The sequence below is a fragment of the Flavobacterium arsenatis genome (assembly GCF_031456785.1).
Lineage (GTDB): Bacteria > Bacteroidota > Bacteroidia > Flavobacteriales > Flavobacteriaceae > Flavobacterium > Flavobacterium arsenatis.
Window position 1 is genome coordinate 20,998 of record NZ_JAVDVI010000006.1, and the last position, 12,730, is coordinate 33,727.

General features: G+C 38.0%; 10 protein-coding genes. 3 read left to right on the plus strand and 7 right to left on the minus strand.

The genetic code is table 11. The features are described from left to right. Positions 1–33: 33 nt before the first annotated feature. The 7 genes from J2X31_RS07875 to J2X31_RS07905 all read right to left on the minus strand — a co-directional run bounded on the left by J2X31_RS07875 (position 34) and on the right by J2X31_RS07905 (position 8,199). The gene (locus J2X31_RS07875; protein ID WP_310025809.1) at positions 34–507 is read right to left on the minus strand and encodes a sll1863 family stress response protein; all 474 of its coding nucleotides are present in this window, start codon (positions 505–507) and stop codon (positions 34–36) included. Positions 508–593: 86 nt separating this feature from the next. Beyond that, positions 594–983, minus strand: coding sequence for an SMU1112c/YaeR family gloxylase I-like metalloprotein (gene gloA2 / locus J2X31_RS07880; protein WP_310025810.1), 390 nt, complete (start codon positions 981–983; stop codon positions 594–596). 370 nt (positions 984–1,353) lie between these two features. Then, positions 1,354–1,497, minus strand: a complete 144-nt coding sequence (locus J2X31_RS07885; protein ID WP_310025811.1) for a hypothetical protein — start codon at positions 1,495–1,497, stop codon at positions 1,354–1,356. 1,064 nt (positions 1,498–2,561) lie between these two features. Then, positions 2,562–3,986 (minus strand): hypothetical protein, encoded by a 1,425-nt coding sequence (locus J2X31_RS07890; RefSeq protein WP_310025812.1) that lies wholly within the window; start codon positions 3,984–3,986, stop codon positions 2,562–2,564. A 507-nt stretch (positions 3,987–4,493) separates the two neighbouring features. After that, the gene (locus tag J2X31_RS07895; protein ID WP_310025813.1) at positions 4,494–5,309 is read right to left on the minus strand and encodes a DUF4249 domain-containing protein; all 816 of its coding nucleotides are present in this window, start codon (positions 5,307–5,309) and stop codon (positions 4,494–4,496) included. A 24-nt stretch (positions 5,310–5,333) separates the two neighbouring features. Next, a complete protein-coding gene (locus J2X31_RS07900) occupies positions 5,334–7,709 on the minus strand; it encodes a TonB-dependent receptor (RefSeq protein ID WP_310025814.1) in 2,376 nt (791 codons plus the stop codon). Positions 7,710–7,830: 121 nt separating this feature from the next. After that, positions 7,831–8,199, minus strand: a complete 369-nt coding sequence (locus J2X31_RS07905) for a VOC family protein (protein ID WP_310025815.1) — start codon at positions 8,197–8,199, stop codon at positions 7,831–7,833. 162 nt (positions 8,200–8,361) lie between these two features. On the opposite strand from J2X31_RS07905, the gene J2X31_RS07910 reads away from it, so the two are divergent. The 3 genes from J2X31_RS07910 to J2X31_RS07920 all read left to right on the plus strand — a co-directional run bounded on the left by J2X31_RS07910 (position 8,362) and on the right by J2X31_RS07920 (position 12,720). Further along, positions 8,362–10,515 (plus strand): TonB-dependent receptor, encoded by a 2,154-nt coding sequence (locus tag J2X31_RS07910; RefSeq protein ID WP_310025816.1) that lies wholly within the window; start codon positions 8,362–8,364, stop codon positions 10,513–10,515. A 136-nt stretch (positions 10,516–10,651) separates the two neighbouring features. Next, positions 10,652–11,281, plus strand: a complete 630-nt coding sequence (locus J2X31_RS07915; protein WP_310025818.1) for a hypothetical protein — start codon at positions 10,652–10,654, stop codon at positions 11,279–11,281. An 80-nt stretch (positions 11,282–11,361) separates the two neighbouring features. Beyond that, a complete protein-coding gene (locus J2X31_RS07920; RefSeq protein WP_310025820.1) occupies positions 11,362–12,720 on the plus strand; it encodes a 2TM domain-containing protein in 1,359 nt (452 codons plus the stop codon). Positions 12,721–12,730 lie beyond the last annotated feature (10 nt).

The following is a 12,730-nucleotide window of genomic DNA, read 5'->3' on the forward strand; positions in this document are numbered from 1 at the left end:
GTTTCCCGAATACCTTTTTGAGGTTTGAATTAGTTAGTAGTTGTGTTCTTTTTTATAGTCTTCGATGTCTTTGTCAATGTCGTCCACATTTTTTTTGACCTTCGCTTTAAAGATGTCCCATTTTTCTTTGGATGTCTCCGTAAAAGCGTCCAAATCATTTTTCAATTCATTGTTTTTGGCCTCAAGCTTGTCAATCTGAACCTGCCATTTCTTTTTGTTTTCTGCAGTTTCCTGTTTCAGTTTCACTTTAAATTCGGCGATTCTTGTTTCGTTTTTCGCGATAACAGCTTTTGTCTCTGCTTTCAGCTTCACATATTCCGAAGTCGTGTCGTTACTCACTTCGTTTGCATATTCTTGGGCTTCAAGCTGGTTTTCCTTTGCCTCAACCACTTCTTCCTGGGCATCGTCTATCTTTTCGTTATTCGATTTACAGCTGATGAAAATTATTTCGGCAATTAGAAGCAAGACCACTAAAATTCCAATCGGTATCAATACTTTTTTTTTCATTTTCCTTTTCATTTTTGTTAGTAGAACAAAATTCGTCAAACTTACTGGATATCCTGTTACAGCAATTCTATTGAATATTGCAAGATTTACATCTCATAAAACTCAATCGGAAGCCCATCCGGATCTGCGATAAACGTGAATTTCTTACCCGTAAATTCATCAACCCGAACAGGTTCTGAAGCTATGTTTTTAGAAACCAGATAGTTCACGGTTTCCGAAATGTCCTCCACTTCAAAAGCAATGTGCCTCAACCCAGTTGCTTCAGGACGCGAAACCCTTTTTGGCGGATCCGGAAACGAAAACAACTCGATGGCATAATTTCCATTAATGGCCAAATCCAATTTATACGAAGTCCTTTCTTCTCGAAAAACCTCCCTCACAATCTCAAACCCTAAAATGGCGGTATAAAAATGTTTCGACACTTCATAATTCGAGCAGATGATGGCGATATGATGGATGGAATTGATCTTGAGCATGGGTTTTAATGTTTAATTATGCATTAAATATAAAGAATTTTGTGGTCTCAAAAGAGTAGTACAGACTGTAGTATTAATTTTTAGGAGCAAATCGCTAGGCAAAGAATAAAACCATATTCCTGCTTTCCGTTCCAATCTTTTTGTTCCGAACCCCGGAACAAAAAGGATTTCCTCTTCAATCAGGGCTAGAGGAGTTTTCATTTTCACTTTGGAACCGCTTGCAATCGCAACGACACCACAAGAATCCCCAATCTTGTCATCCCGACGGAGGAGGACACGAGCGAAAGCGAACTGGCGAAGCAATCTCCACAAGTTGCTTCACAAAATGCGAATTAAGTAGCTCCACAAACCTTGACATACAAGAAATAATTTACTCGTTTCGTTTTATTTCTCTATCAATTGTTTTCTTTTCCGCCAAGCGTTCACTTTTCCAGAAAAACCGTTTCCCAATTTTCCTCAAGTGTTTTCGCCATTCAGAATCAGTTGTCAATTGACCTTTCTTTTTGGTTGACATCTTTGATTTATTAAATGATTCCAGTATTTGACTTTGATTGTGGGCACGGTTTGCAAAACCGCGCTAACTGTTGTGGATATCCGCTCGGTCGGGTTTCCTCTTCAATTAGGGCTAGGGGGAGTTTCCATTTGCACTTTGGAACCGCTTGCAATCGCAACGACACCACGAGAATCCCCAATCTTGTCATCCCGACGGAGGAGGACACGAGCGAAAGCGAACTGGCGAAGCAATCTCCACAAGTTGCTCCACAAAATGCGAATTAAGATTATGTGATTCCTCATTCTTCGGAATGACAAGTTTACGGAAGTGGATTATACAGCTTTGCAGTCGGGCAATTGATCTTTCTTTTTGGTTGACATCTTTGATTTATTAAATGATTTATCCAGTATTTGACCTCGATTGTTGGCACGGTTTGCACCCGAGGCTTTAGCCGAACTGAACGAAGTTAAAACCGCCTAACTGTTGTGGATATCCGCTCGGTCGGGTTTCCTCTTCAATCAGGGCTAGAGGAGTTTCCATTTGCACTTTGGAACCGCAACGACACCACGAGAATCCCCAATCTTGTCATCCCGACGGAGGAGGGATCTCACAAGTTGCTCCACAAAATGCGAATTAAGATTATGTGATTCCTCATTCTTCGAAATGACAAGTTTACGGAAGTTGATCATAAAGCTTTGAATTCGGGCAATTGACCTTTCTTTTTGGTTGACATCTTTGATTTATTAAATGATTCCAGTATTTGACTTTGATTGTGGGCACGGTTTGCAAAACCGCGCTAACTGTTGTGGATATCCCCTCGGTCGGGATTAAGCCTATCCTCATCCGGATTATCAGTGACTGAAATATTCTTTCCTTTCAAAAATTTTTCTATTTCTATATCTATATGAGTGAAATCCATTTGCGTTCTGGGTTATGGTTGCAGCTAACGTTCTCGCGCTACAAGCAGTTTGGGACTAAATTAAGCCCCTTATTCGGATTTGCCAAATCATCCAAATTACAAAACCATTTTTAAATTAAGCCTGATGCCCGAATTGCTTGTAGCGTGTGTTATGCACAGTGATTTTTTATTTCAGCAATATTTCTAGATTTTTCAAAGCTCTTTTTATGTTGCTATCGGTTCTTAAAGTATCAAATCTACCAGGGAATTTTTCTATCAAATCTAGTAGTTCGATTGTTGATGCATTAGTTAGTTGCGGTCTTAAAAAAACTAATAGTTCTTTAAATTTGTTTTGGCACAATGAGAATTGTAATCTATTCGTAATGTTATCATAAAGAAAAGACAATAAAGCAATTGTAGCTTGTCTGCTGTCAAAATTTTTAATACAGCCTACATAAATTGGTTGCGCATCTCTAGTTATTCCATTTCCATTAGTAATAAATAATTCTACTATTGATAATACATATTGTTTGTTTAACTTTTTAGGCACTTTTGGAGGCACTCCAATAACTCTCAATAATGCTCTTGCAAAGGGTGGTTCGTTGTAAAAATTATTCATATTTCTATGAGCATTAATCAAATTGATTAAACTATTTTCGACTTCAGGGATTCGTAAATCATCGGGAATATGTTTTTGGCCATTAACTATTTCTAAAAACTCTTTTGCTAATTGTTTTTGTTGTGTTTGATGATTGGCAGAAAAGTGTGCATATTTAACTCCGAATCCATCTTTTGTATCTTCATTTAATGCTCCCCAAACTAGCGGTAATAATAACTTTACATTATTTCTAACGAAAGTTTCTGTTTCAATTCTTGTATATATACCAAAAAATGCTGCCGCAAGGGTATCAGCTTGTTCTTGATGCAATTCAGTAAGAAATACTCCAATTTCATCTGCATCACTAGCTTCAATTGCGCTTTTACGAATGTTGGAAAGTAATTTCTTAATTTCCACTGCCGCTTTCGGTAAGGGAATTGAAATTACTTCTTTTATACAAGTTTCTAGCCAAGATATTAGTTGTAAACCAGTAATTTCATTTTGATTTGGATGAGCAGCGCTAGCCCAATTTCGCATATAGTTTATTAAACTTAAATGTTTGTGTCCAATCTCGGAAATTAATTCAATCTCTTTAGCACCTTGAATAAGTTCACTATCTTGAAGTTTAATCAAATCTTCTTCTGTTCTAAAGTTATTTCTTCTTTCTCCTCCAACTGCATTATCGTAAAAATATTCTATATCAAAATGTGCAACTCTTTTCCTTAATTGTAATATTGTTTCATCCCACAAATAATTAAGTGCTGCGTCAAATAAACCTGCGGCAGTTGCAGCTAAATATTTAGAAAGGTAAATTGATTTTGAAGATAACTGTGGATCTAATAGTTTTATGACGTAATCAATGTTGTTGAATACTCTTAATCTTTCATCAACAGAAACAAATATGCCAGATGTTGGTAAATTATGATTACCTAAAAACGACACTAGTCCTGCTTCAAATGTTGTTAATTGAGCTGGATAATTATGCTCTTTCGGGATTAAGTTGTTGTTTTCCATATAGTTGTTTTTTATCATTGTGCATAACTTGTTTATATGCGAAACAAACATTCGCATATCACTCCAAAATGGTTGTATAGGCGAATGTTTTTCTTTCTTTTAAATTATTTTACGTCAAATATATCAAATCTAAATCCCACCCAACATAGGTAAAACCCTATTTTTCAAATTAATATTCCATAAACCTACAAACTCGAAACCAAAACAAATTACGGTTTCCCGTAAAACCCTAAAATAATTCCAATAAAAAGTAAAGTAGTACATCAAAACAACGAGTAGGGGGAGTTTCGTTGCAGTATAATGATTTCAAATATAGCAATTTATAGTATTGGTTTTCAATCGCACGGTTCATTATGTCAATCGCTCGAATCATTATGTCATCGACTCGACTAATTATGCCAATCGCTCGCTACCTAAAAAAAAATACTCGCTACTTAAAAAAAAATACTCGCTACTTTTTTTATCTAAAAGTGCGAGTATTTTATTATATATCAATATTTAACGTGATTACTCTACAACATAGTTCCTAGTATCCGTCTGCGACAATCTAAAATAGCCAAACGCTGTGTTTTGAGCATCGGTAGTATTAAGGATGTTTCCTTTTACCTTGGCAGGAGCGGTAGCAAAAGGTCCACCACCACCTGCAATATCCAAAAGGAGGTTCATATAATTATAGAATTGCTCCGAAACGCCAAAGATTGTTACATCAAAGGAGGCTCCCGGTTTTAGTTCTTCATTGAAATAAACATCATTAAACTGGTTGCCCTGAAAAAACTCGTCATCGCTAACGCCGTAGTTCGGGATGGCTCCGAACGAAGTGATGTATCGGAACATATAAAAATCATCGGTTGCACCATTATCAGTAAAGAACACATTGATTTCAACTGAATCATCGCCAAACGGTGCTTCTTTTTGCTCAATCTTATCGATGGGAACAACTGACATTAGCTTTTCTGTTGCGGTATAAGTCTGTCCACCTGTAATCACAGTCAGCTGATAGTTTCCATCCAAAACAGGTTCGAAAGTACTGCAAACATATTGTCCGGTTCCGATGGTTTCAACAAAGTCAAACACTTGGTTGGTGTCTGTATTGGTCACGAAAACGGTAGCACCCGAAACTGTTGGAACCGTTGGCTGGTAGTAGCCGGTACTTGTAGTCAATTTGATGGTTTGCTCGTTTCCAGTGGTGCCCAATTGCCAATTGATGGAAGCGTCTACTACCAGTTTTGGTTCGCCTGTTGGCAAATCAACATCAATCACATCCTCACAACTTGTAAAGAAAAGGGCAATCAATATAACGGAAATGTATTTTAAATTTTTCATTGTTTAGCTTTTTATGATGGAGGATTAGAATTTAAAATTGTAGCTCACACCGGGTACAATCCCAAAAATAGAAAGACGAACGGCCTCGTTCTTCCCCGTAAGTTCATCCTGACGGAAACTGATAGAAGCGGCATTGTTACGGCCGTAGATATTATAAATACTGAACACCCATTCGCTCTGCCACCCTTTTTTCTTGTCGGGTTTTGGGGTATAAGTAGCAGAGAAATCCAAGTGGTGGTAGAGTGGCAAACGGTTTTCATTTCGCAAACCATAACTCGGAACCGTGATGCCTTCATACTGGTAATAGCCATTCGGATAGGTAACAGGTTGCCCGGATTGTAGTGCAAAGTTGGCTCCAAACGACCATCTCGGACCAAGTTCATAAGCGGCAGTAACGGCAATATTGTGCAATTTGTCGTATCCTGTCTTGTACCATTTTCCGTCGTTTATTCCGGTTTCTGTGGGAGTTCTTCCAGGCGTTTGCTGTTCGGAACGGGAAAGGGTATAGGAAATCCAACCGTTGAATTTACCTGTGTTTTTCTTCAGCATCATCTCCAAACCATAGGCACGTTGCCTTCCGTTCAGTACAATCTGCTCCATGAATTCATTCCCAATCAAATCGGCACCGTCAATATAATCGATCCTATTTTTTACCGTCTTGTAGAAGGTTTCCAATTCCAGCGAATAATCATCGTTATGGAAATTCCTGAAATACCCCAACGCCACTTGGTCGGCAATTTGTGGTTTGATGAATTCGTCGCTCGGTGTCCAGATGTCCAACGGAGTAGGAGATGAGGTGTTGGAAATCAATTGAAGGTATTGCACCATCCTGTTGTAGCTGGTCTTGATGGAGGAATCATCGTTTAGAGTATAGGAAATGGCGGCCCTTGGTTCGAAATTATCAAAGGAAGTAATGGTTTCGTTTTTTTCGTAATATTTCGTTCCGATTGGTGTTGCCTTTTCATAAATCTGGAAGGTTTCATTGAAATTAACCGCCTGATTGTTTTCATAGATATTGATGTTGGAATCGCCACCAAGACGGTAGAACATACTGTAACGCAAACCATACATCAACGAAAGTTTGTCTGTCAGGGTGTGTTCGGCTTCAATATAGGCGGCAGGTTCAAAGGCATATTTCTTGGCAAAAGAACGAGCATTGATCCCCGAACTGGAAGTTAAAGGTTTTATTTCTCCGGGATTGAAGTCGTAATAGATGGCATTGACACCGTAGGCCAATTTTAATTTATCCGAAGCATAATGCTTGAAATCATATTTAAGATTATAGTTCTTGATGCCCGATTCATATTGCATCGCGATAAAATCCAAGTCCAAACCGTAGTAATAATCACTGTAAATCAGGGAAAGGTTGGAGAATAATTTATCCGAAAACAAGTGGTTCCAACGAAGGTTTAAGGTCGAATTTCCATACACATTATTGAAAACATTGCCAATATCAAAAACGTCCCTCCCGAAATAGCCCGAAAGATAGAGGTTGTTGTTTTCGCTCAGTTTATAATTGAGCTTGGCATTCACGTCATAGAAGTAGGCCGAGTTATCGTTATCTGCCAATTTCAAGAACAGATGAGCATAGGAACCACGACCGCTCACAAGAAACGAACCTTTGTCTTTCACAATTGGTCCTTCGGCTAAAAGACGGCTCGAAATCAATCCGATACCACCGTTCATATGGAATTCCTTTGAGTTTCCATCTCTTTGATAGACATCCAAAACAGAGGAAGCACGGCCACCGAAACGGGCTGGAATTCCTCCTTTATATAACTTTAATTCCTTTATCGCATCAGCATTAAAAACCGAAAAGAATCCAAAAACGTGCGATGAATTGTAGATGGTTGCTTCGTCCAGAAGAATCAGATTCTGATCGGCGGCACCACCACGAACGTTGAATCCGGAAGCACCTTCTCCGGCATTTGTAACTCCGGGAAGCAATAAAATAGATTTCAAGACATCGACTTCGCCTAAAACAACGGGCATTTTTTTGATGGTTTCCACCGATAGTTTATTGACACTCATTTCGGCCTTTCGGATGTTGGTTTTTCCCTTGTCGGAAATCACCACTTCGTCCAGTTGTTCGCCACCACCATCAAGCGGAATGGAGAGCTTGGTGTTTTTGGTAAGCGAAATTTGTTGGATAATGGTTTGAAAACCTACATAGCTGATTTCTATTTTATGGTCGCCTTTGGGTAAAGTAAGCGAATAGAAACCATATTCGTTTGTAGTGGTCCCGATTTTGAGATCGGGAGCATAAATGTTGACGCCAATCAAGGTTTCGTTGCTTGAGGAGTCAGAAATTGTACCGCTGATGGTGAATTTCTCTTGGGAAAAGGAGAAAACAGTGGATACAAAAAACACAAAAAGAAAGAACTTGAATTTTAAATTCATTGTGATTAGGATGTTTTTTTGATTGATAAATGATAATTGTTCGACGAATTAAACGCATTTATCAAACAGATGTTACATCCTTTTGAAAAAATTAACATAGAAATAACTACATTAAAAAGATTTATCCCTGAACAACCCACCATTGATTGCCAAAAATATCTTCGAAACCAGCAGTATAGCCATATTCTTTTTCTTCTGGAATGGTCAATGAAATGGCTTGATGACGTAGGGCTGTGTCATAAACATGATCCACATTTTCTACATAAATAAACATTCCTGCCGATTTGGTTGGAAATTGCTCAGAGGCTTGTGCAAACATAATTACGGCATCGTGAATCTTAATCTCGCCGTGCATTATTTGACCGTTTTCTCCGGGAACGAGGAGCTGTTCATGGGCATTGAAAACTTCTTTTGCAAATTTAAGAAACCCTTTTGAATCGTTCAGAATCAAATAGGGCATAACCGGAAGGTAATTTGAAGGGATTTTCATGATGTTGATTTTTTAGATGCTTAAAAATAAGATTTTTTTTCCAGCAGAAAAAAAAATATCAATTCTCTAACAACTCATCCTCAAAATTCCACAGTTCAGTAAGCTTTAGTTTTTTTAAAATTGAATACATTACATCTTTGCTTCATCAAAAAAAACAATACTATGAAGACAATCTTTACTCTCTTTACTCTTTTACTAACCACGGCAATTTTCTCGCAAACCACCATCTCTGGAAAAGTGGTAGATGAAAAAGGACTTCCGCTCGAAGGTGCCAATGTTTTCATTGAAGGAACTTATGACGGAACGGCAAGTGAAGCAAATGGAAACTTTTCCTTCACCACAACAGCAACAGGAACACAGGTTTTGAAAATTACATTTCTTACGTATGAAAGTTTTTCTGAAACGATTGATGTCAATAATTTCAAGAACAGGACCATAAAAATGAAGGAAAGCATTAACAGCTTGGATGCAGTGGTCATCAATGCTGGAACTTTGGAAGCAGGGGATAAGGCTAGGGTTTCTGTTTTGAAACCTCTTGATATTGTTACAACAGCTGGTTCTGCCGGAGATATTATTGCCGCCATGCAATCGCTTCCTGGAACACAAACCGTTGGAGAAAGTGGACGTTTGTTTGTGAGAGGTGGTGAAGCAGATGAGACCCAAACCTTTGTTGATGGACTTCGAGTTGCCCAACCTTATGGTGCTTCCGCAAATAATGTTCCGACCAGAGGAAGATTTTCTCCTTTTTTGTTCAGTGGGATTTCGTTTTCTACTGGAGGTTATTCTGCTGAATATGGAGAGGCTCTATCGAGTGTTTTATTATTGAATACAACCGATGAAGCAGTTCAGGACCAAACCGATATTTCGCTGATGACGGTTGGTTTGGGTTTAAGCAACACCAAAAAGTGGAGCAAAAGTTCGCTTACCTTGAACACAGCCTATATTGATTTGGCTCCCTATCAGTTGGCAGTTCCTCAGGCGGTAGATTGGAACAGACCTTATCAATCCCTTTCGGGAGAGGCGGTCTATCGCTATCAATTTGAAAACGGTTTGCTAAAAGTGTATGGTGCTTTTGATGCCGCCCGTTTCGATTTGAATCAGGAAGACATCAATTCGACCGAAAAAAACCGCGTGAATCTGAACAACAATAATCTTTATCTGAATACTTCCTATAAAGGAATTCTGATGAACAATTGGGATTTTATTGCAGGAATGAGTTATGGCTATGGACAAAATAGGATTGCTCTAAACTTGGACGATGTTGAAAATGGCGAGCATGCTTCACACTTGAAACTGAAATTGAGCAACAAGATTTCCGACAGGATAAAATTGTCTTTTGGTGCCGATTATTTCATGACCAAATTTGATGAAGATTATAAGGAAAATTTAGGCAGTATCTTTTCATCTGGATATGATGCCAACATTGCAGCGGCGTATTCTGAAATAGATATTTTCTTCTCTAAAAAATTAGCGGCAAAAGTGGGTTTCAGAGCTTCGAACAACGATTTGCTTCAGGAATTTAATCTTTCTCCGAGGGCTTCATTGGCTTATAAAACTGGAAAATTCAGTCAGTTTTCGTTTGCCTATGGCGATTTTGTCCAAGCTCCAAGGGCCGATTATTTGAAATATACCGACAAATTGGAAACCGAGAATACTTCGCACTATATCTTGAATTATAGTTACAACAGACAGGGAAAAACTTTGAGAGCCGAGGCCTATTATAAAAAATACAACAACCTGATAAAGTTTGATACCGAGACGCCTCAATTCAATTCCATCTACGATAATTCGGGCTCTGGTTATGCAAAAGGACTTGATTTGTTTTGGAGAGACAACAAGGCGATTAAGAATTTAGAGTACTGGATTTCCTATTCGTTTATTGATACAGAGCGTGATTACAGGAACTTTCCGCAACAAGCAACTCCGAATTTCGTAGCCAAACATACGGCATCTGTTGTGACTAAATATTGGGTCAATAGTTTACGTTCGCAAGTTGGCTTGACCCACAATTTCAATTCGGGGCGTCCTTATGAAAATCCAAATGAGGCGGGATTTATGAATGGTAAAACCAAGGATTTTCACAATCTGAATTTGAGTTGGGCTTATCTGATAAGTGCTCAAAAGATTCTCTATCTTTCTGTTTCAAATGTTCTGGGAACTCAAAATGTTTTTGGCTACGAATATGCCAATACTCCTGATACGAATGGGGTTTTTAGAAGCAAGCCAATTGTTCCGACAGCCGATCGCTTCATTTTTGTGGGTTTCTTTTGGACCATCAGCAAGGACAAGAAAACCAATCAATTGGATAATTTGTAGAGCGTTACAATTCATCCTCAAAAATCAACAGTTCGGTAGGTTTTAATTTTATAATGAATGTTTCAAGCCTACTTTTGAACTATAAATTCAAAGTTTCAATTATCAAAAAAATACTAACAATCAAAATCCAATCGTTATGAACAGAATTATCCTTACCATCGTTTTATTTGCAACTACATTAGCAAATGCACAGTCACAGTTTGAACAAGGCATGGGAAAAGCCTTCCAGCTTTGGGGCGAAGGAAAACCAGCAGAAGCTTCGGCAATGTTTGAAAGAATTGCTTCGGCAGAAAAGAACTCTTGGCTTCCTAATTATTATGTGGCTTTAGTGAACACTACAACGGCTTTTCAGAGTCTGGCCGATAAGGAAAAAGTTGCACCATTATTAGACAAAGCCCAGGAAGCATTGGATATCGAATTCATCAAACATTCTAATAATCCAGAAATTTTAGTAATGCAGGCTATGATTTATACGGCTTGGGTTGCCTTTGATCCGATGACAAATGCCATGAAATATTCGCCAAAAGTAATGGAGATGTATGCCAGAGCCGAGAAAATTGCTCCAGAAAACCCAAGAGTTGTTTTCGGAAAAGCCGAGTTTGAAATTGGTGGGGCTCGTTATTTTGGGTCGGACACCAAACCAATGTGTGCTCAAATTGACAAAGCAATCACTCTTTTTGCTAATTTTAAGCCTGAAACTTCTTTTCATCCAAATTGGGGATTAGATAGGGCTTTGGAAGCTCAGAAGGAATGCAATAAGAAGTAAAGGTTCAATGGCAATTTCAGTTACAATGGCAATATCAATAAAAAATAAATAATAGCAAATAAGAAATAAATAATAAAAAAATGCAAAAAGCGATACAATATATGTTCAAGGTTGCCATCAAGGGAATTGTCGTGAGTTTCGTGATAATGGGAATCATGTTTGTGCTTGAGGCAATGTTTGGAAGAAATTTTTCCTTTGATGCAGATCTTTTTAAGGAAATGGGCTATTATATATTGTATGGAGTGGTATTGACAACGATAAACTCTTTGTTTTTTGAATATCTCAACAATGACATTGAGTGGGGAAACAACAAAAAATATAGGATTTTTTGGGGAGTTTCAGGGAGTATTGTTCTTACCATAGTAGGTATATTTATGGTAAGAATGTTTATGTCGGTTGTAATCACTGGCAACAGCTTTGAACTATTTTTTGCAAATGAGCGACCACGTTTTTATGCGATTGCTCTGATCATCACGATGGTTGTAACGCTGTTTTTCCACTTGATTTATTTCTATAAGAAAGCACAGGAAAACAAGGTCAATGAACAGAAGATTATTGCCGGAACGGCTTCGGCCAAGTTTGAAAGCCTGAAAAACCAAATCGACCCGCATTTTCTTTTCAACAGCTTGAATGTTTTGAGTTCATTAATAGAAGAGAATCCGGATAATGCACAACGTTTCACGACCTCTCTTTCTAAAATATACCGCTATGTTTTGGAACAGAAAGACAAGGAATTAGTTTCAGTAGCCGAAGAATTATCGTTTGCAAAAACCTATATGAATCTTTTGAAGATGAGGTTTGAAAACAGCTTGTTCTATGAACTTCCGGACACAATTTCAAATCCAGAAGCAAAAGTGGTTCCGCTGTCTTTACAATTATTGCTGGAAAATACGGTGAAACACAATGTAGTGAGTGAACAAAGGCCGCTCTACATCCGAATTATTGACAAGGGCGATTATTTGGTAATTCAGAATGATTTTCAGAAGAAAGAAGTTTTAAACGACAGGCAAGGGGTTGGCTTGCAGAATATTATCAACAGATACGGCATCATAACCAATAGGAAGGTTTTGATCGAACAAAATGAAAAAGAATTTTCGGTTAGCATACCAATTTTAACGAAACAAATATCCGTTATGGAAACAAGTAATAGCAATGATGAGCATAAAATGTATATGAAGGCTCAAAAAAGGGTAGAGGACATAAAAGGATTTTATGGTCATTTAAGTTCGTTTATTGTTGTGAATATTGGACTGATAACCTTAAATTTAAGTACAAGTCCAAAGCATCTTTGGTTTTTGTATCCTTTTGTAGGCTGGGGAATAGGATTGATAGCCCACGGAATGTCGGTTTTTAATTACATGCCTTTTTTGAACAGCGATTGGGAAGACCGAAAAATCCGAGAACTGATGGAGAAAGAGCGAAACAACAAATGGGATTAAGATTTAGAAA

What these genes read in the sequence shown, in the direction of transcription:
- J2X31_RS07875 (WP_310025809.1), bottom strand. Translation starts at nt 507, where the DNA reads ATGAAAAAAAAAGTATTGATACCGATTGGAATTTTAGTGGTCTTGCTT.
- gloA2 (WP_310025810.1), bottom strand. Translation starts at nt 983, where the DNA reads ATGCTCAAGATCAATTCCATCCATCATATCGCCATCATCTGCTCGAAT.
- J2X31_RS07885 (WP_310025811.1), bottom strand. Translation starts at nt 1,497, where the DNA reads ATGTCAACCAAAAAGAAAGGTCAATTGACAACTGATTCTGAATGGCGA.
- J2X31_RS07890 (WP_310025812.1), bottom strand. Translation starts at nt 3,986, where the DNA reads ATGGAAAACAACAACTTAATCCCGAAAGAGCATAATTATCCAGCTCAA.
- J2X31_RS07895 (WP_310025813.1), bottom strand. Translation starts at nt 5,309, where the DNA reads ATGAAAAATTTAAAATACATTTCCGTTATATTGATTGCCCTTTTCTTT.
- J2X31_RS07900 (WP_310025814.1), bottom strand. Translation starts at nt 7,709, where the DNA reads ATGAATTTAAAATTCAAGTTCTTTCTTTTTGTGTTTTTTGTATCCACT.
- J2X31_RS07905 (WP_310025815.1), bottom strand. Translation starts at nt 8,199, where the DNA reads ATGAAAATCCCTTCAAATTACCTTCCGGTTATGCCCTATTTGATTCTG.
- J2X31_RS07910 (WP_310025816.1), top strand. Translation starts at nt 8,362, where the DNA reads ATGAAGACAATCTTTACTCTCTTTACTCTTTTACTAACCACGGCAATT.
- J2X31_RS07915 (WP_310025818.1), top strand. Translation starts at nt 10,652, where the DNA reads ATGAACAGAATTATCCTTACCATCGTTTTATTTGCAACTACATTAGCA.
- J2X31_RS07920 (WP_310025820.1), top strand. Translation starts at nt 11,362, where the DNA reads ATGCAAAAAGCGATACAATATATGTTCAAGGTTGCCATCAAGGGAATT.